Origin of the sequence: Rubrobacter marinus, from assembly GCF_011492965.1 — a bacterium.
Taxonomy (GTDB): domain Bacteria; phylum Actinomycetota; class Rubrobacteria; order Rubrobacterales; family Rubrobacteraceae; genus Rubrobacter_F; species Rubrobacter_F marinus.
This window is the reverse complement of record NZ_CP045121.1, coordinates 3,254,188-3,275,522: the sequence shown is the minus strand read 5'-3', so window position 1 is coordinate 3,275,522 and position 21,335 is coordinate 3,254,188. Positions and strand designations below refer to the sequence as shown.

Annotated in this window: 19 protein-coding genes and 1 pseudogene; 11 read left to right on the top strand and 9 right to left on the bottom strand. The window is 68.4% G+C overall.

Annotation, left to right across the window (positions count from 1 at the left end):
* Positions 1 to 200: 200 nt before the first annotated feature.
* The 4 genes from GBA65_RS16950 (at position 201) to GBA65_RS16935 (ending at position 3,947) form a co-directional block, all read left to right on the top strand.
* Positions 201 to 590, top strand: coding sequence for a helix-turn-helix transcriptional regulator (locus GBA65_RS16950; protein ID WP_166397567.1), 390 nt, complete (start codon positions 201 to 203; stop codon positions 588 to 590).
* A gap of 220 nt (positions 591 to 810) precedes the next feature.
* The gene (locus GBA65_RS16945; RefSeq protein WP_166397566.1) at positions 811 to 1,338 is read left to right on the top strand and encodes a DUF3450 domain-containing protein; all 528 of its coding nucleotides are present in this window, start codon (positions 811 to 813) and stop codon (positions 1,336 to 1,338) included.
* Positions 1,339 to 1,408: 70 nt separating this feature from the next.
* A complete protein-coding gene (locus tag GBA65_RS16940; RefSeq protein ID WP_228281425.1) occupies positions 1,409 to 2,617 on the top strand; it encodes a thiolase family protein in 1,209 nt (402 codons plus the stop codon).
* A 148-nt stretch (positions 2,618 to 2,765) separates the two neighbouring features.
* Positions 2,766 to 3,947 carry a pyridoxal phosphate-dependent aminotransferase gene (locus tag GBA65_RS16935; protein WP_207955852.1) on the top strand — a complete coding sequence of 394 codons (1,182 nt, stop codon included), beginning with the start codon at positions 2,766 to 2,768 and terminating at the stop codon, positions 3,945 to 3,947.
* A 30-nt stretch (positions 3,948 to 3,977) separates the two neighbouring features.
* Here GBA65_RS16935 and GBA65_RS16930 read toward each other — a convergent pair whose 3' ends face one another.
* Together GBA65_RS16930 and GBA65_RS16925 are read right to left on the bottom strand one after the other, a co-directional pair.
* Positions 3,978 to 4,511 carry a GNAT family N-acetyltransferase gene (locus GBA65_RS16930; protein ID WP_166397564.1) on the bottom strand — a complete coding sequence of 178 codons (534 nt, stop codon included), beginning with the start codon at positions 4,509 to 4,511 and terminating at the stop codon, positions 3,978 to 3,980.
* Between the two features lie 126 nt (positions 4,512 to 4,637).
* Positions 4,638 to 5,069, bottom strand: a complete 432-nt coding sequence (locus tag GBA65_RS16925; protein ID WP_166397563.1) for a hypothetical protein — start codon at positions 5,067 to 5,069, stop codon at positions 4,638 to 4,640.
* A gap of 120 nt (positions 5,070 to 5,189) precedes the next feature.
* On the opposite strand from GBA65_RS16925, the gene GBA65_RS16920 reads away from it, so the two are divergent.
* On the top strand, positions 5,190 to 6,305 hold the full coding sequence (locus tag GBA65_RS16920) for an ester cyclase (protein WP_166397562.1): 1,116 nt from the start codon (positions 5,190 to 5,192) through the stop codon (positions 6,303 to 6,305).
* A gap of 10 nt (positions 6,306 to 6,315) precedes the next feature.
* On the opposite strand, the gene GBA65_RS16915 is transcribed toward GBA65_RS16920, so the two are convergent.
* A complete protein-coding gene (locus GBA65_RS16915) occupies positions 6,316 to 7,545 on the bottom strand; it encodes an acyl-CoA dehydrogenase family protein (protein WP_166397561.1) in 1,230 nt (409 codons plus the stop codon).
* 309 nt (positions 7,546 to 7,854) lie between these two features.
* Between GBA65_RS16915 and GBA65_RS25450 the strand changes: the two are divergent.
* From GBA65_RS25450 to GBA65_RS16895, 5 genes and pseudogenes are all read left to right on the top strand, one after another.
* A pseudogene (locus tag GBA65_RS25450) lies at positions 7,855 to 8,705 on the top strand (class I poly(R)-hydroxyalkanoic acid synthase); the annotation flags it as partial.
* Positions 8,706 to 8,708: 3 nt separating this feature from the next.
* Positions 8,709 to 9,863 carry a PHA/PHB synthase family protein gene (locus GBA65_RS16910; protein ID WP_266096606.1) on the top strand — a complete coding sequence of 385 codons (1,155 nt, stop codon included), beginning with the start codon at positions 8,709 to 8,711 and terminating at the stop codon, positions 9,861 to 9,863.
* A 375-nt stretch (positions 9,864 to 10,238) separates the two neighbouring features.
* A complete protein-coding gene (locus GBA65_RS16905; protein ID WP_166397560.1) occupies positions 10,239 to 10,655 on the top strand; it encodes a PAS domain-containing protein in 417 nt (138 codons plus the stop codon).
* Positions 10,615 to 11,676 carry a PAS domain S-box protein gene (locus GBA65_RS16900; RefSeq protein ID WP_166397559.1) on the top strand — a complete coding sequence of 354 codons (1,062 nt, stop codon included), beginning with the start codon at positions 10,615 to 10,617 and terminating at the stop codon, positions 11,674 to 11,676. Before GBA65_RS16905 ends, GBA65_RS16900 begins: the two co-directional genes overlap by 41 nt.
* A gap of 226 nt (positions 11,677 to 11,902) precedes the next feature.
* Positions 11,903 to 13,528: an Ig-like domain-containing protein gene (locus GBA65_RS16895; RefSeq protein WP_166397558.1), complete on the top strand. Its 1,626-nt coding sequence runs from the start codon at positions 11,903 to 11,905 to the stop codon at positions 13,526 to 13,528.
* Positions 13,529 to 13,645: 117 nt separating this feature from the next.
* Here GBA65_RS16895 and phaC (GBA65_RS16890) read toward each other — a convergent pair whose 3' ends face one another.
* Together phaC (GBA65_RS16890) and GBA65_RS16885 are read right to left on the bottom strand one after the other, a co-directional pair.
* The gene (gene phaC / locus GBA65_RS16890; protein ID WP_166397557.1) at positions 13,646 to 14,713 is read right to left on the bottom strand and encodes a class III poly(R)-hydroxyalkanoic acid synthase subunit PhaC; all 1,068 of its coding nucleotides are present in this window, start codon (positions 14,711 to 14,713) and stop codon (positions 13,646 to 13,648) included.
* Between the two features lie 3 nt (positions 14,714 to 14,716).
* A complete protein-coding gene (locus tag GBA65_RS16885; protein ID WP_166397556.1) occupies positions 14,717 to 15,250 on the bottom strand; it encodes a hypothetical protein in 534 nt (177 codons plus the stop codon).
* Between the two features lie 580 nt (positions 15,251 to 15,830).
* Between GBA65_RS16885 and GBA65_RS16880 the strand changes: the two genes are divergently transcribed.
* Positions 15,831 to 16,352, top strand: coding sequence for a hypothetical protein (locus tag GBA65_RS16880; protein WP_166397555.1), 522 nt, complete (start codon positions 15,831 to 15,833; stop codon positions 16,350 to 16,352).
* A 395-nt stretch (positions 16,353 to 16,747) separates the two neighbouring features.
* Here the strand turns inward: GBA65_RS16880 and GBA65_RS16875 are convergent, their stop codons facing one another.
* The 4 genes from GBA65_RS16875 to GBA65_RS23445 all read right to left on the bottom strand — a co-directional run bounded on the left by GBA65_RS16875 (position 16,748) and on the right by GBA65_RS23445 (position 21,194).
* On the bottom strand, positions 16,748 to 17,929 hold the full coding sequence (locus GBA65_RS16875; RefSeq protein ID WP_166397554.1) for an MFS transporter: 1,182 nt from the start codon (positions 17,927 to 17,929) through the stop codon (positions 16,748 to 16,750).
* A 133-nt stretch (positions 17,930 to 18,062) separates the two neighbouring features.
* Complete coding sequence (locus GBA65_RS16870) at positions 18,063 to 18,695, bottom strand: TetR/AcrR family transcriptional regulator (protein ID WP_166397553.1); 633 nt, start codon at positions 18,693 to 18,695, stop codon at positions 18,063 to 18,065.
* A gap of 376 nt (positions 18,696 to 19,071) precedes the next feature.
* Positions 19,072 to 20,148, bottom strand: a complete 1,077-nt coding sequence (gene phaC, locus GBA65_RS16865) for a class III poly(R)-hydroxyalkanoic acid synthase subunit PhaC (RefSeq protein WP_166397552.1) — start codon at positions 20,146 to 20,148, stop codon at positions 19,072 to 19,074.
* Positions 20,148 to 21,194, bottom strand: a complete 1,047-nt coding sequence (locus GBA65_RS23445; RefSeq protein WP_207955850.1) for an E3 binding domain-containing protein — start codon at positions 21,192 to 21,194, stop codon at positions 20,148 to 20,150. The genes phaC (GBA65_RS16865) and GBA65_RS23445 overlap by 1 nt, the downstream gene beginning before the upstream one ends.
* Between the last annotated feature and the right edge of the window lie 141 nt (positions 21,195 to 21,335).

Sequence of the window (21,335 nt, the reverse complement as noted above, 5' to 3'; positions counted from 1 at the left end):
TCCCTTTCCCAAACTTTCCTTCTGCGCAGTCTATTGCCGCCTCCTACCAGGGGCAAACTATGTGCCGCAGGCATCAAGGCCCGGCAGATGCCCCGAAAAATACGCATCCGAACCGCTACAATTCCGGGGAAGAGGGAGCTACGGAAGCTTGACAAGCACTTATCTATGTGTAGAATGCACATAAGATGGAAGCGAGAACTATGGCTGACAAGCAAGATTCGAAGCGGGGACCGGAGGTGAAGCCGAGAAACTGGCTCGTGCCGGTGATCCTGCTGACGCTTCGGGAGTGGAACTCCTACGGTTACGAGCTTATGGAGCGGGCCACCGCTTTCGGCTTCGAGGCGATGAATCCGGGCACGTTGTACCGGACGCTGCGCCAGATGGAGAAGGAAGGCATCGTGGAATCTTCCTGGGAGACCTCCAAGGGCGGTCCGGCGCGGAGGATGTACACCATCACCGACGCCGGCGAGGCGTACCTGGATTTCTGGGCGAAGGCGCTGGAGCAGTACCAGCGCAACATGGACACCTTCTTCAGGCTGTACACCGGCCGTCCCCTCAGGTCCGAGGAGAACGACAAGAAGGAAGAGTAGGGCCGGGAGACCGGCGGTACTCATCAACCTTTCGGGGGCGCCAGAGGCGTCCCCTTTCTCTTGCCCGCGGGGTCCTGTCGCGGTAAGGGGCGCCGAATGTTAGGCTGCAGCACAGGCCCGAGGGAGGCCGACCAGGACGGTACGGAAGGGCGGAGGTCGGCCCCTTCCGGGGATCAAAGGAGGCCGCGGTCCCGTCGGGCGCGGCGGAGGAGGTTGCGAAATGACGGAAGGGTCCGGGAACCCCGCGCAGGCGGGCCTGAAGTCGATGCAGGACATGCTCGGCGGGGCCGTGGCGGCCCAGCAGCGGAGCGTCAGCATGGCCCAGGACTGGACGCAGGGCGTGATCGACTCCTACAAAAACCAGGCCGAGAGCTACAGGGCGCTGATGGAGGCGATGAGGAGCTCCATCGCGGCCCTGGAGACGACGCTCAAGAGCCAGGAGGAGACCAACAAGGCCCTGAGGCAGAGCCTCGAGGCGTACAAGGGCGCCATCGAGAACGCGAGCCAGACGCAGGAGCGGAACATGGAGCTCGCCAAAAACTTCTTCGACGACGTCGTCGATACGCTGCGCGGCCAGATCGAGAGCAGCCGGACCCTGCTGCTGGAGCCCGCGGCGAAGCAGCAGGAGTTCTTCCAGAGCGTCACCCAGGAGTGGCTCGACGCGTACATGAGGCTCCTCAACGCCCCGATGGAGTTCTACAAGGCCGGCGCCCAGAGGGCGGCGGGACGGGACAACGAGGGCCAGTAGGCGCGCCGTTTGTGCGGTTAGCTCTTTGGTAAGATGAGACACAGGTGAAGGCGAAAGAGGAGAAGAGAACGTGAGCTTCGGCAATGGCAACGGTGAGATCGTGATCTCGATGCCCCTCAGGACCGCGATAGGTACCTTCGGCGGCTCCCTCAAGGACGTCCCGGCCACCGATCTCGGTGCGGCGGTCGGCAAGGAGGTCGTTAGCCGTTCCGGTATAGCGCCCGACCAGGTCGATCAGGTTATCGTGGGTAACATCCTCTCGGCCGGTCAGGGCATGAACCCCGGTCGTCAGGTCGGGATCAAGGCCGGGCTCCCGGTCGAGACCCCGGGGATGACGCTGAACAGGATGTGCGGCTCGGGCCTCCAGGCGATAATCTCGGCGGCCCAGGAGATCGCTCTAGGCGACGCCGACGTGGTGATGGCCGGCGGCATCGAGAACATGGACCGGGCGCCGTTCCTGCTGGACAAGGCCCGCTACGGCTACAGGATGGGCATGCCCAAGGTCGACATGTACGACCACATGGTCTACGACGGTCTCTGGGACGTCTTCAACGACTACCACATGGGCATCACCGCCGAGAACGTAGCGGAGCGCTACGGGATCACCCGCGAGGAGTCCGACGAGTACGCCGCGCGCAGCCACCAGCGGGCCGCCAAGGCAAACGAGGAGGAGATCTTCGGCGGCCAGATCGTGCCGATCGAGGTCAAGCAGAAGAAGGAGACCGTCGAGTTCGTCACCGACGAGCACGTCCGCCCGGGCGCGACCGCCGAGGGGCTCCAGAGGCTCAAGCCGATCTTCAAGAAGGACGGCGGCACGGTGACCGCCGCCAACGCGAGCGGCGTCAACGACGGGGCCGCGATGATGCTCGTGACGAGCGAGGCGAAGGCCGGTGAGCTCGGCCTCCCCGTGGCCGGCAGGCTCGTCTCCGCCGCGGTCGCGGGCGTCGACCCGTCCGTGATGGGGACCGGCATGATCCCGGCGTCGCGCCTGGCGCTGAAGAAGGCCGGCATCACGGTCGACGACCTCGACGCCGTCGAGGCGAACGAGGCGTTCGCCTCCATCGCGATCGCCGTCCAGCGCGACCTCCAGGTCCCGGACGAGAAGATGAACCCCATCGGCGGGGCCATCGCCCTCGGGCACCCCATCGGCGCGACCGGCGCGGTCCTGACCGCCAAGATCCTGCACCACCTCGAGCGCACGAACGGCCGCTACGGCCTCGTGACCCTCTGCATCGGTGGCGGCATGGGCATAGCCGCGATCTTCGAGCGCGTCTCGTAGGTCAAGCGCCGGATACGGACCGGTCCGTACCGGTCTCTCCACCGAAGGGGGCCGCGAAGAAGCGGCCCCCTTCGCTCTGCCCGGCGGGACAGGGGGATGGGGTAGCATGCCCCCCGATCGCGGCGATCGAGAAAGAGGAGGAGCGAGCTTGAAGCTTGCGGGTCGGATGGGACGTTTGGGGACGGAGACGGCCTTCTCGGTGCTCCAGAAGGCGAAGGCGCTGGAGGCCCGGGGGCAGGAGATCATCCACCTCGAGATCGGCGAACCGGACTTCGACACGCCGGGGCACGTCGTGGAGGCGGGCTGTAGGGCCCTGCGGGAGGGCAAGACGCGCTACACCCCGACCGCCGGCATCCCGGAGCTGCGCGCCGCGATCGCCGGGGACGTCTCCAGGAGCCGCGGCGTCCCCGTGGACCCCGAGCAGGTCGTGGTCACGCCGGGGGGGAAGCCGATCATGTTCTTCGCCATCCTCGCGCTCGTCGGCGAGGGCGACGAGGTGCTCCTCCCCAACCCGTCTTTCCCGATCTACGAGTCGATGGTCGACTTCGCCGGCGGCCGTCCGGTCCCGCTGCCGCTCCGCCAGGAGAACGGCTTCCGCTTCGACCTCGACGAGTTCCGCGCGGGCTTGAGCGAGAGGACGAAGCTCGTCATACTCAACTCCCCCGCCAACCCGACCGGCGGCGTCCTGACCCCGAAGGACATGCGAGAGCTCGCCGGGATTCTTCGGGAGCGCCCCGACGTCGCGGTGCTGAGCGACGAGATCTACTCCCGACTCATCTACGACGCCCCCTTCGCCAGCATCGCGAGCGAGCCGGGGATGGGACCGGACGGGCGCACGGTCATCCTGGACGGCTTCTCCAAGACGTACGCGATGACGGGCTGGCGCATCGGCTACGGCGTGATGCCCAAACCCCTCGCGGAGCAGGTGGCCAAGCTCCAGGTGAACTCGAACTCCTGCACGGCCGCCGCCTCCCAGTACGCCGCCCTCGCGGCCCTGGAAGGCCCCCAGGACGACGTCGGGCGCATGCTGGAGGAGTTCCGCGCCCGGCGCGACCTGATCGTCTCGGGCCTGAACGACCTGCCCGGCGTCGAGTGCATAGCCCCCCAGGGCGCCTTCTACGCCTTCCCGCGCATAAGGGAGACGGGCCGCGGCGCGGACGATCTGGCCGACCTGCTCCTGAACGAGGCGGGCGTCGCGTGCCTCTCCGGCACGGCGTTCGGGCGCCACGGCGAGGGACACCTCCGCCTCTCCTACGCGGCCTCCCGGGAGAACATCGTCCGGGCGCTGGAGCGCATGGGGGACGTGCTGGCGCGGACGCCCGCGCGCTGATCCGGGACGGCCCGACCGGCCGCCTCCCGGCTAGTTCCGGTCCCCGTCCGTCGGGGAGAGCTCTATGTCGACGCGCTCGGCGCCGTCCTGCCAGCGCACCTTCTCGGGGAGGCCGAGGCTGCGCAGCAGCTTGAGCATGGGGGTGTTGTGGGGGAGGACGAGGGCGTGCAGCTTCTCCACGCCCCTCTCGCGGGCGGCCTCGATGAGCGCGCGCGTCAGGGCGAAGCCGAGGCCCAGACCCTGCATCCGATCCTCGACGAGCGCCGCGTACTCGGCGTTCCCGTCCGCGCTCTCGCTGCGGTCGTAGCGCACGACCGCGACGACCTCGTCCTCGTTCTCCGGGTCGAGGGCGACGAGAGCGTAACGGTCCACGCCGTCCACCTCCGCGAAGCGACGCGCCTGCGCATCCGAGAGCTGCTTCATCGGGCCGAAGTAGCGCAACTCGATCGTGCGCTCGCTCAAGCGCCCGAAGAGCCGCTGCAACGCCTCCGCGTCGCCGGGCCGTATCTGCCGCACCGGCACGGGCCTGCCGTCCGCTAGCGTGAGAAGGCCGCGATCCGTCATGGGGGCGGGGTCCTCGTCGCATTCGCCATATCTATATGCAGTATCCACATAGTGGATACTAACCTGCGTGGTACGGGGACACAACGTCGGCCGGTGTCGTGGATCACCGCGACGGCGCCTGCGAGTTTACTCCGGCTTCTCGGGTTTTTTCAGGAGGGGCTGCATGCCCGACTTGACGAGCTCCAAGAACTGCTCCTGGGAGATGGTCAGGTACTGGGCGAAGCGGTCCGGTCTCAAGAGGGCGGACATGGCGTCGCGGAGGGCGTTGCGGTTCGCCTCCAGGAGGATCTCGAGGGAGCGCTCGTAGTCGTGCTCCAGGGAGCCCGTCCAGGAGGATTCGCAGCCCTCCAGGGCCTCTTCCAGGGTCTCGCCTTCCAGGGCGCGGGCGGCGAGCTCGACGGCGCGGTAGGTCGGGGTCGTCAGGCGGCGCTCGGTGGGGGAGAGGAGCCCCGCCGTCGTGTTCAAGCTGATCACGTACCGCAGGAGCTCTGCTATCGCGCGGGCCTGCTCGGCAGAGATCTTGAGCTCCGCGCGACCGTCCTGTGCTTCTTCCGCCACGAGCAACCTCTTCCCCGGAGAACGTTGGAAGGATTTTAAACGTCGCGCGCCGGAGCCGCCAAGAACCGGGCGGGCGACGGGTCTTCTACCAGGGCGTGCCTCGTGAGGTACGCTAGAAGCATGCGCAAGGTTCTCGAGCGGTGGTTCGCCGGGGTGTCGTACGCCCTCTCCTCTTCGCGGTGGCTCCGGTGGGGCGGGCGCGCGCTCGTCGCCGGGGGCTTGCTGGGCGTCGCGGCGCAGGTCTTCTTCGTGCTGTTGTTCGGCGTCTTTCCCCTCTCTAGCTTCGCGCTCGCCTCCAACATGCTCGAGATCGTCTACCTGCTGCGGGGCGTCGTGGTGCCGCTCGTCCTGGCGGTCGGTCTGGTCGGCCTCTACGCCCTGACGGCGGGGCGTCCGGGCCGGCTCGGGCGGTGGGCGAGCGTCGGGCTGGGCCTCGTCCTCGCGTCGGCCGTGGTGCTCGTCGGGATGAACGCCTACGAGACCCTCGTGGCGCCGCGCTACATCGCGTACAGCCCCGACCAGGGCATCCCCTTGACCCGGACGGTCCTGCTCTGGGCGGGCTGGGGCTGGCCGGCCGGCGCCGTGCTCCTGGGCGTAGGCACCCTGGGCGTGCGGGGGCTGGGGATCTGGCGCCCGCTGCCCCTCGCGCTCGGCCTCCTGAGCACGCCCCTGGCCTACAGGATCTTCCTCCACGCCGTGACGAGCGGGAACCCGGAGGGCGGGGTGAGGGGCATCTCCCGCGTCCTCCTCGACGCGCAGCCGATGCTCCTGAACCTCGGCTGGGTCTTGCTGGGCTACGTGCTCCTCCGCGCGAAGGGCGCCGAGCCCGTCGTGCAGAGAAACCAGCGGCTGGCGCGCCGTCTCTACGAGGAGGCCTGGGGCAGGGGCCAGCTCGGGGTGCTCGACGAGATCGCCGCCCCCGGCGTCGTCGACCACTACCATGGGCAGCGGGGCCGCGAGAACCTCAAGAGGAGCGTGGCGGGCCTGCGCGCCTCCTTCCCCGACCTCCGGTTCTCCCTCGAAGAGCAGGAGGCGGAGGAGGACAGGGTGACGACCCGCTGGACGGCGAGCGGGACGGATGAGGGCGGGGTGCTGTGGTACCCGCCGACGGGCAGGGCCGCGACGTTCTCCGGGGTCTTCACGGACCGCTTCGAGGACGGCCGGCTCGTCGAGCACTGGGGGGAGTCCGACACGCCGGGCCTGCTCCGCCGGCTCGGGCTCCCCCCGAAGGGCTAGGTCCTACTCCCTAGCGCGCCTGCTCCTCGGCCCGGGGCTCCCCGGCCCGGCCGTTCCGCTCCGGCGCCTCCGGGGCCTGCGGCTTCGGGGCGAAGGCGCGGTGGCCGGTGATCGCCTGGCCCACGATCAGGGTGTTCACGTCGTGCGTGCCCTCGTAGGAGTAGACGCCCTCGATGTCCGCCATGTGCTCCATCACGCGGTAGTCCAGAAGGACGCCGTTGCCGCCGAGGACGTCGCGGGCGAGGGCGGAGATCTCGCGCGCCTTGGAGACGTTGTTCATCTTGAACATGGAGACCGTGGCGGGGTCGAGGTTGCCCGCGTCTTTTACGCGGCCCATGTGGATCGAGAGAAGCTGGCCGAGCGAGACCTCGTTGACCATCTTCACGAGCTTGGCCTGCACGAGCTGGTGGGAGGCTATGGGCGCCCCGAACTGCTCGCGCTCCTTCGCGTACGAGAGGGCGATCTCGTAGCAGTCCATCGCCTGCCCGAGGCCGTCCCAGCCGACGCCGTAGCGCGAGTGGGTGAGGACCGCGAGGGTCGAGCCGAGGCCCGTCGCGCCGGGGAGGTGGGCGTCCTCGGGGACGCGGCAGTCCTCCATGGTGATGTGCGTCTGCCAGACGGAGCGCTGGGAGGCCTTGCGCGGCAGGACGTCGGCCCTGAAGCCGGGGTTGTCGCCCTCGACGAGGAAGCCCGAGACCTTGCCGTCCTCGGTCTTCGCCCAGATCACGGCGACGTCCGCGAAGGAGGCGTTGCCGATCCACTTCTTCTCGCCGTCCAGGACGTAGCCGCCCGGAACCTTTCTCGCGGTCGTCTGCATGGAGCCGGGGTCGGAGCCGGCGTCGGGCTCGGTGAGGCCGAAGCAGCCGATGGCTTCGCACCTCGCCATCGCCGGCAGCCAGCGCTGCTTCTGCTCCTCGCTCCCCAGCTCGTGGATCGCCGCCATCGCGAGGCCGCTCTGGACGTGCAGGAAGGTGGCGACGGAGCCCGAGCCGCGCGCGATCTCGGCGATGGCGAGGCCGTAGGCGACGTTGTTCCAGCCCGCGCAGCCGTACTCGGGCGAGAAGGGGCCGCCCATCACGCCGAGATCGCCGAGGGCGGGGAGGAGGTGGCGGGGGAACTCGGCCCGGTCCCAGAAGTCCGCGGCGATGGGGACCACCTCGCGGTCCACGAACTCGCGGACCCTGGCCTGGACCTCCCTCTCCTCCTCCGAGAGGAGGCTCGCGACGTTGATGAAGTCCACGGGGCGCGTCCCCGCCGGGTCTCCTCGGGCGTTATGGTCATCCTGGTCCCTTGCGTTCGTCGGACGTGCCGGGAGCCGCGGGCAGAGATGGCCGGGCCTCCCTCTCCCGCACAAGCATATGATCTCGCATGGGTGCGGTCAATCGGCGGTTCGTCGGGGCTGTGAGGCGGAGCGGAGGACAGGGTAGACTGTGCGCGGAGACACAACAGGACCGGGCGGAGGGGCGTGTCCGGAGAAGGAGGTACTGTCGATGACCGATTCTACGGCTGGAAGCGGGGCGCCGGGACGGGCGGGACCGCGCCGCAGGGGATGCCCATGGCGCCCTTCGACATGTGGTCGCGCTGGTTCGCGAGCAACATGGGTGCGGCGACCCCCGGGGGGAGCATACCGTGGCTGACGAAGCCGGGCGTCCCGACCGGCGGAGATTTCGACTCCCTGCCCAAGGGCGTGGTCGCCAACGACCCCCTCCTCTCCGTGATGGAGAAGATCTGGGACGCCAACCCGATGCAGAACGTCCTGCCGATAAACTGGCTGGAGATCACGCGCGCGCTCCAGACCCTGTGGCTGCGCGAGATGTCCGATCCCAACAGGGCCATAGAATCGGCCGCCGAGTTTAACGCGAAGGTGTGGCGCTCGACCTTCGAGGTCTGGCAGGAGACCGCGTCGCGCATGTGGGGCCTGCCGCCCAGGGAAGAAGGGGAGCAGGAGAAGCGCGCGGACAAGCGCTTCTCCGCCCCCGAGTGGGAGGGGAACCCCTACTACCAGACCCTCAAGGAGTCGTACCTCCTCGCCTCCGAGTACCTTATGAACGAGGCCGAGGCGACGGACGGCAAGGACGACGAGGAGCAGAAGCGCCTGAAGTTCTACCTCAGGCAGTTTCTCGACGCGATGGCCCCGGCCAACTTCCTGCTCACCAACCCCGCCGCCCTCAGGCGCATCGCAGAGACCGGCGGCACCAGCCTCGCCGAAGGCACGCGCAACCTGTTGAACGACCTGCGCGAAGGCCGTTTGAGCATGACGGACGCCAACGCCTTCAAGCCGGGGGAGAACCTGGCGATCACGCCGGGCAAGGTCGTCTACCAGAACAAGCTCGTCCAGCTTATTCAGTACGAGCCGACTGCCGAGAAAGTCCACGAGACCCCGTAGTCTTCTTCCCGCCCTGGATCAACAAGTACTACATCCTCGATCTCCAGCCGAAGAACAGCATGGTCAAGTACCTCCTGGACCAGGGCTACCAGGTCTTCATGACCTCCTGGAAGAACCCGGACGCCTCCCTGGAGGACCTCCAGTTCGAGGACTACATGACCCTCGGGCCCCTCTCCGTCGTCGACGTCATCCGCGACATCACCGGGAGCGAGAAGGTCAACCCGGTCGGCTACTGCGTCGGGGGGACGCTGCTCTCCGTGACACACGCCTGGCTCGCCGCCGGCGGCGACGAGAACCCGTTCCACGCCTCGACCTTCATGGTCGCGATGCAGGACTTCTCGGACGTCGGGGACACGTCGGTCTTTATCGACGAGCCCCAGATCGAGTTCATGGAGCAGCAGATGAAGGAGCGCGGTTACCTGGATAACCGCAAGATGGCCAACATGTTCAACTCGCTGCGGGCGAACGACCTGATCTGGTCGAACGTCGTGAACAACTACCTTCTCGGCCAGAAGCCTCCGGCCTTCGACCTGCTCTACTGGAACGCGGACGGCACGCGCATGGCCCGCGACGCCCACAGCTTCTACCTCAGAAACACCTACCTGGAGAACAACTTCGTGAAGCCCGGCAAGGTCACGATCAAGGACCGCCCGATAGACCTCACGAAGATCTCCGGCGACATCTACGCCGTCGGCGCCGAGAAGGACCACATCGTGCCGTGGTACTCCGCCTGGCAGATAAACAAGATCGCCAAGGACGCGAAGGTGCGCTACGCCCTCGCCAACTCCGGCCACATCGCCGGCATGATCAACCCGCCCTCCAAGGGCAAGGGCACCTACTGGGTGAACGAGGAGTCGGTCTCCTCGGAGTCGGCCGAGCAGTGGAGGGAAGGGGCCAAGCAGCACGAGGGCTCCTGGTGGGAGGACTGGACGGCGTGGCTCTCCGAGCGCTCCGGTGAGATGGTGGATCCCCCGGCATCGGCAGCGAGAAGTACCCCCGATAGAGGACGCCCCCGGCTCCTACGTCCGGGAGACCTGAGCCCCGGAGCACCATGCAAATCGAAGCCCGGAGGGGCGCCCGCGCAACGCGGGCGCCCCTCTCGGTTTGCTGAAGGCACGTCCAGCCGACCAGACCCCAGGCGCCTCCGCGGAGGGTCCCGAGGATGGCCTTGAGACCCCGCGCTCCGGCACGGCACAGAAGGCCGGAGAGGGCGGAACGTTGCGCCGGCGAACCCCTGTTGCGCGGGAAGCATACCCTTCATATACTGAGCGGCGGTTGGAGTGGAGGGCGAGGGAGAACCAGGATTCTGTGTTCCCCACGAGCGTATGAGGGCTCGAAGTGGCGGAGGGGCCGATGGGATCAAACCTCGGAGAACCGGGACCGAACCGGCGCACGCATGTACCATGCCTGATCCCTGCACGAGGCCGGCGGCCATCCTTGCCGAAGCCCGACGGGATGCAAGCCAGGCCGCGCGCCTCTGAGAAAGGTCCGGTCGGCCGCCATCTCCGCGAGGGCTACCCCGGTCTCCCGAGGCGGGCGGGCGCGGCGTGATCGCGCAAACGGCCGTGGGTCGGGGGTCGCTGGTCCTGTTCGCGGTCGACGCCGATGGCATCTTCACCTTCTCGGAGGGCGCGGGGCTCGGCCTCCTCGGTCTCGGATCGGGGGAGCTCGTCGGGAGATCCGCCTTCGACGTCTACCGCGGGGCACCGGCGGTTACGGAGAACCTGAGACGGGCGCTCTCGGGGGAGGCCTTCTCCTGCGCGGTCGAGGTCGGGGACGCGGTCTTCGACTGCCGCTACGAGCCGATCGAGGACGGGGAGGGCGCCGTGACCGGCGCGACGGGCGTGGCCGCGTACGCCGGCTGCTCCGGGGAGGCGCAGAATACGGCCGGCCCCGGGACCTCGGCGCTCGCGCGGGGAGGGTGTGGTTCGGCGAGCTCGTGGAGGGCTCTCCGGACGTCGTGATGGTGGCCGAGCCCGACGGGGGCTCCGCTACGTCAACCCGGCGATCGAGCGGGTGCTCGGCTACGCCCCCGAGGAACTCCTGGGCATGGCGTCCGACCTGGTTGGGCTAGCCGAGGCGATAATCCACCCCGAGGACCGCGGGTACGCCCTGCGCGAGCTCGCCGAGGCGGCGAGCGGCGGCGCGCGCCGGCCCGTGCCCGTCAGGGCGAGGCACAAGGACGGCTCCTGGCGCTACCTGGAGGGACACATAAATAATCTCTCCGGCGATCAGGCGGTGGGCGGCATCGTGTTCGTGAGCCAGGACGTCACCAGACGGGTGCGGGCGGAGGCGGAGGCGCGGGAGCTCAACCGGCGGCTCGAGGCGGTCGTCGAGGAGCGCACCGCGCGCCTGAAGGCGCTGGTGGCGGAGCTGGAGGAGCGCGAGCGGGTGCTCGGGGAGAGCGAGGAGCGCTTCCGGATCACCTTCGACTCGGCCGCCGTGGGCATGGCGCACGTCTCGCCCGACGGGGGGTGGCTCAGGGTGAACGCCAAGCTCTCGGAGATCGTCGGTTACGAGCGCGAGGAGCTCCTCCGGAAGACCTTCCAGGACATCACCCACCCCGCCGACCTCGACGTCGACCTCGGGTACGTCGAGAGGATGCTCGCGGGCGAGATAAGCGAGTACTCCGTGGAGAAGCGCTACGTCCGCAAGGACCGCTCGCGCGTCTGGATCAAGCTCAGCGCCTCGCTCGTACGGGACGGCTCCGGAGCCCCGTGCTTCTTCGTCTCCGTCATCGAGGACGTCACCGGGCGCAAGCTCCGGGAGCTCGTGCCGGACGGGCTGACGCAACGGGAGATGCAGGTGCTGCGGCACATCGTGGCCGGACGCACCAACCCGGAGATCTCGCGCAGCCTCCTCTACAGCCTGGGCACCGTAAAGCTCTGCGTCCAGCGCATAATCTCCAAGCTCGGCGTCCAGAACCGGAGGCAAGCGGCCTCCCTGGCCGTCGAGATCGGGCTGTCCCCTCCCGCGCGTCCCTGATCTTCCGGGACCGGTGCTGCTCCTCGCCCTGCTCCTCGGCAACCTCGCCGCACCCGGTCCGGGCGGTCGCGCCGGCGCCTCTCCGAACGCCCGTTCTCGCTGGCGACGGAGACCGCGCGGGCCGGGTTTCGGAGCGGCCATAAAGTTTGGCCGTTCCGCCGGTGCGTGACGGCTCCGCCGGCGGCATAATCGACCGGGGCGTGCGAGGGACCGCGAAGGGGGCGAAGTGGGGGACGTACTCTCTGGGCGGCGCGACAGGGCGCTGATGATCTTCGGGGCCCTGCTCGCGCTGATGTTACTCTCGGCGCGGGGCGCTGCGGCTCAGGAGGAGCCGTATTCGGGCTGCACGCGGGTAGGCGACGAGGCCACGGTGACGGGCACCATGATCTGGCCCGAGATCACCACCTACATGTACGGCATCTACTACCTGGTCGACGAAGCCTCGGGTACTCCTTACGCGCTCGAAGCGGACGCCGCGCTCGACCTCGACGCGTACGTCGACAAGAGGGTCACCCTCACCGGAGGCATCGTGCCCGGCTACGAGGCCGGGCGGGTCGAGGGCGGGCCGACGCTGCTCGACGTCACGCGGATCGAGGAGTGGCCCGACGTCGCCGCCCCGACGGGCTGCGACCGGCTGCCGCCCAGGCTGGGCGTGGAGAATGGGTCGGTCGTCGTGCGCGAGGACCAGGCTGCCCGGAACGGGGGCACCTACGACGATGCCTTCGACCGCGACGCCCGCGACACGCCCATCGCGTTCTCGCCGAGCCTCGGCGAGATGTGCGACGTGCCGTTCGCCCGCTGCTACTACCGCGGCTTCCCCTACGACCGCGATGAGTGGTACTGGCGTCTGGGTGCCGGAGAGGCGCCGCCCGGGACCAGTACCGTGGTCGTGGCGGCGCGCGACCAGGGCGGGCTGTCGAGCGAGGTCTCCTTCGACCTCACGGTCCTGCCCGTGCCACCCGAGGTCTCCCTGACGGGCGCTCCCTCAGCCGGGCAGCGCGTGAACGGCTCCGTCGAGCTCTCGGCCGAGGCCCGCGACTCCTCGGGGGTCGAGCGCGTGGAGTTTGTGGCGAACGGCGTGGTGGTGGGGCAGGACCTCGAGGCCCCCTACGCCCTGGCCTGGGATACCGCCTCCTCCGAGGACGGCCCGACCACGGTCTCGGCGCGCGCGTTCGACAAGTGGGGCACGGCCGCCGAATCCGCGACCGTCGCCGTGGTGGTAGACAACGCCCGACCGGAGGCCGCGACGCTCGACCTCGCCGCCGAGAGCGACTCCGGGGCCTCCCGCACGGACGACCTCACGAACGACCCTACGCCCAAGATCTCCGGAACCGCCGAGCCCGGTAGCCGGGTGACGCTCTACGAGGGCGCGACCGTCCTGGGCACGGCGAGCGCGGGCGCCTCCGGTAGCTGGTCCGTGACCGCCGCCGCCCTCCCCGACGCGCCTCATGCGTTGCACGCGACGGCCACGGACGAGGCGGGTAACGTATCCGCGGCTTCGGGGACGTTGCTGGTGAAGATCGACACGGCGAGGCCCACGGCTACGGCCGTCTCGCCCTCGCGAGGGGCGAGGGCGGTCCCGGCCGGGGCCAACGTAACGGCGACCTTCTCCGAGGCCATGGGGCCGGCCACCCCGAACGGCAACACGCTCACGCTGGTCAGAAGGGGTACCACGGCGAAGGTCGCTGCCACCGTGCGCTACGACGCGGCACGAAAGAGGGCGATCCTCGACCCCTCGCGCAATCTGCGGCGCGGCGCCACCTACACGGCGACGCTCTCGACCGGGGTAGAGGACCTGGCCGGCAACCCGCTCGCCCGAACCACGACCTGGTCCTTCACGGTGAGGCGGTAACCGGCGGAGCCATCGGGCATTCTCGCCGCCGCGCTACGACCGGAGTAGTCGCGTAGTTCTGCCCGCCGGGTGTTCTGAAAGGGCCTGGCGTGTTGCGAGCCGGCCCTCCGTCCGGCCCTATGCGGAGCGCTCGGCGAGCCAGCCGGAGACCTTGGGCCAGAGGCTTTGTCTGGCGCCGCGGCCGGTCATCAGGCCGACGTGGCCGGCGTCCAGGACGAGGAACTCCTTGTCCTCGCTGGAGACGAGGTCCGTCGTGGCCCTGGCTTGGGGGAGGGTGCAGATGTGGTCCTTCTCCCCCGCGATGTTCAGGACCGGGCAGGTTATGTTGGCGAGGTCCACCTTCCGTCCCCTCAGCTTCAACTCGCCCCTCGCGAGCTTGTTCTGCTGGTAGAAGTCTCGGATCCACTGCCGGAAGGCGGCGCCGGGGAACGGGGTCCCGTCGTTGACCCACTTGTTCATGGCGAGCCAGGTCTCCATCGGCTTCTCTTCGACGATGCGCTCCCACATGCTGGCGTGGGTGCCGACGTAGTTGTGGACGGGCCTTAGCATCTGCATGCCGGCATCGACGATCTCGTGTGGGATGTTCCCGAAGGCGTCGGCGAGGAGGTCGGGGTCCAGGTACTCCTCCCGCGTCCATGTCCCGAGAAGCCCCGTACCCTCCGGGCCGAAATCTGTCGGGGTGGTGAGCAGGACGAGGTTCCTCAGCGGCTCGCCGGGGAAGAGCGAGGCGTAGATCGCCGCCATGGTCCCGCCCATGCAGTAGCCGAAGAGGGTGTACCCCTCGGCGCCGGACGTCCACAGGACCCTCTTCGTCGCCGGTAGGATGTAGTCGAGGACGTAGTCCTCGAACGCCATGCCCTCGTCCTCGTCCCCGGGGACGCCCCAGTCGAGCAGGTACACGTCGAAGCCCTCCGCGAGGAGGTGTTCGATCAGGCTGTTGCCCGGCATGAGGTCCAGGATGTACGGCTTGTTGATGAGCGCGTAGACCATGAGGATGGGGACCGCGTGCTCCTTCGGCTGTTCCGGTTCGTAGCGGTAGAGCCTGGCCTTGTTCTTCGTCCAGACGGTCGTCTTCGGCGTCTGGCCGGTGTCGGCCCGGGCCCCGCCCAGCACGATCCTGGCTCCCACGGCGTACTTGCCGAGCTTGTCCGCTACCTCCGGGGGCGTCGTGCCGTCCGCGTCCATCGCCTACCCCTCGTCCTTCTCCAGCGCCGCGAGGATGCGGTCCATCTTCGCCTCCAACGCGTCCATGCGCTCCTGCAGGCCGCGCACCGACTCGGCGGTGGCGGGCTCGGCGCCGCCGTAGACGAAGTCGCCGAACGCCTCTTCCAGCCGGTCGAGCTTGTTCTCGAGGCCGACGACGAGCTTCGCCACCCTCGCCACGTCGGCGCGGCTGGGGATCTGGAGTTGCTTCAGGCTCTCCTCGGAGGCCCTCTTGAGCTCCCGATACGAGCGGGCGACGCCTTCCTGCAGGCGCGCGTTGGATCTCACGGTCTCGCCCTCCGCGAGGAGCTCGTCGGCCTTCTTCGCCCACTCCTCGCTCGACTTCTCGTACCACCGCAGAAAGAACTCGACGGGGTCCTCGGGCAACCCGCCGCGGGAGACGGTCTCCTCCCTCATGCTCTGCGCCATCTGGTCCCAGAGCGGCCCCAGGCTCCCCTCAGGACCGACGCCCGAGCCCCCCGGAAACCTCGCGCCGTCCCCCGGAACCAGTGCCTCCACATCTCCTCGATCTCGTCGGCCCGATAAAGCCGCCCGCGTCCCCTTCCCGGGCGCCCTCCCAGGCCTCGAACCAGCGCCGGTAGAGCCCGTAAGGGTCCGCGTAGGTCGCACCCTCGCCCGACCGTGACCCCCCCTTGTCGCGAGCCTCGAACTCGTCAGCCACCTCTCGCCTCCTCGTCTCGCGCTGGGCCACAGGCCCCTTCGCGGCCCCGCCTTCGTGCAGGACGCCAGCCCGAACGCTCACGCCCCGCAGGAACGACGAGCCCCGCCACCACGGCCCACGCCTACGTACCCGAGCCCCATTTTCGTACCCCTAACCGCTCCCGTCCACGTACCCAACAAACCCCGGCATACGCCGGCACGCGTGCCCCGTGCTCCGGGGGCACGAGGCACGGGTGATGCCAAGCGGCGGCTCGCGCGACCTGTTGCGAGCCCCGACTATTACTCTCAAACGGGGTCTTGACAGCTCAGTATATATATGTAGAATGCACATACTTGATGAGTTTGGTGATGTGCACCATCGGGTACAAACCCAAGTTCAGTAGAGAGCATTGTTATCGCGGGAGAAAGGAAACCTGGCATGGATCAGCGACAGCAGCAGGTAGTAAACCAGGCGGCGCAGGAGTGGACGGAGGCCGCCAGGCAGTCGTTCCAGACGCTCGCCGATAGGACCGTTACGTTGCAGGAGAGCAACCTCCGGCTGACGCAGAACTTCTTCCAGCAGTTCGTCCAGCAGCTGCAGAGCCAGACCCAGGGCAACCAGCAGGTGACGCAGACGCTGCAGGAGCAGGGCCAGAAGCAGCAGGAGGCCTTCCAGACGCTCGCGCAGGAGTCCGCCAACGCTTACTCCGAGTTCCTGAACTCCGCGATGTCGTTCTACCAGCAGACGATCCAGCAGGCCGCGCAGGTGGCTCAGGGCAACATCCAGACCGCCGGTCAGATGGCCCAAAGGAACACCGAGGCCGCCAACCAGATGGTTCAGAGCGGCGTGCAGGCCGCCCAGCAGAGCGTCGAGGCCGGGACCAGCGCCGCCCAGGAGAACACGCAGGCCGCCGGGCAGGCCGCCAAGGCCAACGCCCAGGCCGCCAAGAACTCCCAGTAGCGACCAGAACCAGAGCTTGGATGCGGGGCGCGCCTTCGGGCGCGCCCCGTTTTTTGTTTTCCGGGGTACTGGTGCCGGGTGCCACTCGGCACGCGGCGGACCGACTCATGACGCGTGCGACGCAAGGCCGTAGCAACGCTGAGAGAGATCGCCTAGCCAGCAACCGTAAAGCACGGATGTCCCGGCTGACCCAGCTGAACGCCGCAACGAAGCTCGGAGCGAGCTGCGAGTTTTGGTACGCCGGAGCAGAAACCCCGGCGGAGATCTCCTCGTTGAGCACCACGACCGTTCCGGAGCCGTGAGCTAGCAGCAGGAGCGGCACGAGGGCCCCGGCCAAGAACGCCGCCCCGGCTCACGGACGCCGTCCTCCGGGCGGTGCGGCTGCGGGCATACGCTCAGCGCGAATCCTCGGCCGGGCGAGCCTTCGGTGCGGTTACGGGCAGGTTCAGGAGGATCAGGGCCGCGGCCGCCACGAATGCCGTCCCGAGCCCGAACGCGCCCCCGAGCGCCCCCAGGGCGGCAGGACCCACGACGCCCCCGACACCGAAGAAGATGAGGGCCGCCGTGAAGCCCTCGGACGGCCGCTCGTCGAAGACCGCCGAGCTCCACACGGAGAGCAACGCGCTCATGAGCATCACCCCCGCGCCGTAGAGAACCGCCGACGCGCCCACGACCGCCAAAGATCCCGGCGCCACGCCGAGCAGGCCCGCGCCGGCCCCGAGGCAGAGGAGCGTGAGCTTGAGGGTTGGCCCCAGGCCCACGCGGTCCACGAGGTCGCCCGTTAGCAAGCCCGTGAAGCCCGCCACCCCCAGGGCGGCGTAGAGGACCGGGCCGGCGTTCGGTAAGGGGGCGCCGGCGGAGGAGACGAGGTCTGCGTTGAACGACCAGTAGAAGGCGTTGACCGCCCCGAACGAGGAGGCCACGACGAACAAGGGGGCCGATCCGACGCGCGACAACCACCCGACGCTCGGCCGGCGCCCGGGAACCGCGCCGCTCTCGCGCGTCGTCGCTCCGTCCGGCATCCGGGGCAGGAGTAGCGCGTTCAGGACGGCGCAGAGAACCGCCCCTACGACGAACACGAGCCAGGCGGCCCGCCAGGGCAGCCCGCCCGCGACGGCGGCGAGCGCGACCAGCCCCGACGCCGCGATGCCGAGCGTGGTGCCCGTGCTCACCACCGAAAGAACGCGCGCCCGCGAGTGAGCCCGCACCGTGCGCTGCGCCAGGTCGTTGTACGGGGACCAGCAAAAGCCCGCGGCCATACCCGCGACGAGGACCCCGGCTGCGAGCGTCGCCGCGTTCGGGGAGAAGGCCACCAGGAGCATGCCGACGGTGGCCGAGACGCCGCCCGCGGCGACGAGCAGCCGCGGCCCGAGGCGCGCGACGAGCAACGCCGTGGCCAAGAGCGCGAGCAAGAACCCGGCCTGAATGCCGCTCCCTATGACGCCCACGGTTCCGGTCGAGAGCCCGAACTCCTCCCTGAAGTCCGGGGCGAAGAGGCCGTAGCCGGTGCGAGCCGGCCCGTAGGCAACCGCGGTCGCGGCGAAGCCCGCCAGCCCCACGCGGAGCCCGCCCTTCACCCGTCCGGCCTCTTGCGAGCGGTCCCCCGCCCGGAAGACGGCACCTCCGGGAACGAGGGCGGGTTCTTGGCGTGTTTCCCGGCTTCGCGAACGACGCGGGCGTGATCTGCCACCGCGTTCTTCGCCGGGCTGCTCACCCTCGGGACGGCTCTCCCCGTGCCACCGCCGCCGCCGAAACGAGGTCCTCGGCGAGGCGGCGGGCGCGGTCCACGACCCCCTCGTCGCCCTCCATGGCGGCGGTTACGTACGCCCCCTCGAGGAGCACGAACAACCGCTCGGCCAGGACCTCCGGTTCTTCGGCCCCGGCCTCGGCGGAAAGACCCGCGAGGCGCCGACGCAGCCCCGCCTTGTGCTCCCTCGCCACCCGGCGGGCAGGGTGCTCCCGGTCCGGGAACTCGGCGGCGCAGTTGACGAAGGCGCAGCCCCTCAGCTCCCCGGAGACTACGTACTCCCGGTAGGCGTCGAAGACGGCCAGAAGCTTCTCATCGGGCGCCTCGTGTTTCGCCAACCTCCCCTCCAACGCCTCCCGCCAGCGCGCGTCGCGCTCGGAGAGGTAGTGGGCGACCAGCTCGTCCTTGGAGGAGAAGTGCGAGTAGAGGGTCATCTTCGTGACCCCCGCCCCTTCCGCGATCGCCTCGACCCCCGTCGCCCGGATGCCCCCGGCGTAGAAGAGCCCGTCCGCGGCGTCCAGAAGCCTCCGGCGCGTCGCCTCCGCCCTCTTGCTCCTCCCCCCGGGGTCCCCATCGGTCGCTCGTGCTCCGGTCATGCCGTAACTATACTGACCGGTAAGATTTAGGTCAAGAGGATGCTCTTTGCGGCTCTTCGAGTGGGATCGTGGGAGCCTTCAGGATTCTCTCGCGTTGCTACGCCATGCGTCGCACGCCTCATTGGGCGGTCTGCGCACGGGCCGGGACATCCCCTGGGCTCAAAAGGTAAGGTTGATAGGCGTTGGTGGTACGTGGGGACCATTGGCTACCGCTCGAGTCGAGGCGGAAGACGCGGTACGTTCGGCCCTTCGCAGCCGTTCGTTTGCCGCTGGGTGGGACGGCGCATACTCGGGGTCGCGGTGGCGAGCAAACGAGAAGAGGGGGCGGGGATCGTCGATGCGATCCCCGCCCCCTCTTCGTTGGGTGTTCCTCGGGTCAGACCTTCTCGGAGCGCTCGGCGAGCCAGCCGGAGACCTTGGGCCAGAGGCCCTTCTTGGCGCCGCGGCCGGTCATCAGGCCGACGTGGCCGGCGTCGAGGACGAAGAACTCCTTGTCCTCGCTGCCGATCAGGTCCATGACCGCCTCGGCCTGCGGCACGGCGCAGATGTGGTCCTTCTTCCCCGCGATGGAGAGGAAGGGCGCCTTGATGCTCGAGAGGTCCACGCGGCGGCCGCGCAGCTTGATCTCGCCCTTCACCAGCTTGTTCTGCTGGTAGAAGTCGCCGATCCACTGCTTGAACGTGGCGCCGGGGAACGGCGGGCCGTCGTTGACCCACTTGTTCATGGCGAGCCAGGTCTCCATCGGCTTGTCCTGGAAGAGGCGCTCCCACATGTTGACGTAGGTGCCGACGTAGTTGGTGATCGGCTTGAGCATTCTGTTGCCGGTGTCGATCAGGTTGCCGGGGATGTTGCCGTAGGCGTCCGCGATCGACGAGGCCGAGAGGTACTTCTCGTTGGTGAACATCCCGTAGAGGCCGAGGTGCTCCTTAGAGAAGTCTACCGGGGCGGTCATGAGGATGAGGTTCTTGAGCTTCTCCGGGAAGAGGGAGGCGTACATCGCGCTCATCGTCCCGCCCATGCAGTAGCCGATCAGGCTGAACTCGTCCGTGCCGGAGGTCTTCATGACCTTCTTGGCGGCGCGCGGGATGTAGTCGAGGACGTAATCCTCGAACGTCATGTCCTTGTCCTCGTCGCCCGGGACGCCCCAGTCGAGCATGTACACGTCGAAGCCCTGCCCGACGAGGTACTCGATAAACGAGTTGCCCGGCATCAGGTCGAGGATGTAGGGGCGGTTGATCAGGGCGTAGACGATGAGGATCGGCACCCTGTACTGCTTCTCCTGGCTCGGCTCGTAGCGGTAGAGCTTGGCCTTGTTCTTGGTCCAGACCACCTCTTTGGGCGTCTGGCCGGTGTCGGCTTGGGCGCCCTCGGCGACGATCCTGGCCCCCCTGGAGTACTTGTCGAAGAAGTTCTCGACGTCGGAGGGGACGACCCGTCTCTGCTGGTCTATCACTAGCTATCACCCTTCTTGCGTACGTCGCCTACCGTGATCTGGCCGTTGGGCCCGGTGCCTTCTACGCTGGCGAGGTCGATGCCCATCTCCTCGGCCCTGCGGCGCGCGGCGGACGTGGCCCTTATCTGGGAGGAAGGCTGCTCTTCCTGCGAGGCCGGGGCGGACCCGTTCTGGCTCGCGGACGGCGCCTCTTGCGCGGGGGCCTGCTGCTGCGCGTCGCCCAGGGCCTCGACGGCGGCGAGCAGCCGGTCGAGCTTGCCCTCGACGGCGCCGAGACGGTCCTCGACGCTGCCGACGCGCCCCTCGACGGCGCCGAGGCCGTCCTCGCTCGCGAGCCCCGCCCCGAAGTCGTCTACGACGTCCTCGAGGACTTCCTCGACGCCGTCGACCTTGTTCTCGAGGGCGACCACGAGGCCCGCCACCCGGGACATGTCCGAGCGGGTCGGGAGCTGCACGGTGCGGAGAAACTCCTCGGAGTTCTTGGAGAAGACCTTGTAGAGGACCGCGTAGTTCTCGAAGAAGCGGCTGGAGCTCTCGAGGAACTCGTCGCTCTCGAGGATCTCGCCGACGAAGCGGCTGAGGGGCTCGGACGTCGCGTTGTACCAGCGCACCCCGAAGGAGAGCGGGTCGGTCGGGAGGGCGTCACCGTTGAGGAGGTTATCCCGAACCTCCTCGAGCATGGTGAGCCAGCGGGGACCGAGCTCCAGAAGGCCGGTGCTTATCTCCGCCGTCTTGCGGAAGGTCTCCGCCGTCATGGCGAGCCACCGCTGCGTGTTCTCCTGGATGCTCTTCTGATCCATCTGCGGCATCCCGCCCATCCCCGGCATGCTGCCAGGGGAGACGGCGCCGGCCGGCTCGCTCCCGTTTATAGCGACGGCCCCGTTCGGGGAGACCGCGGAGATCCACTGCCGGTAGAGCCCGTAAGGGTCCGCGAAGCCCCCATCTTGCGCGCTCTTCATCGCGTCGGTCCAGACCCTGGAGGTGTTCTCGTACCACTGCCCCCAGAGCTTTACCGGGTCCGCGAACGCCCCGTTGCTCCTCTCCATACTACTCAAACCTCCCTAGCGTAAGCCGTCTGCAAAGCATTTCAAACCCAAAACCGCGTAACACTCGATCAGATCCTGCGGTAATTATACTAGGAAACCTATTTTTAATCTTCTACACACATATAGTTCATATGCACATAC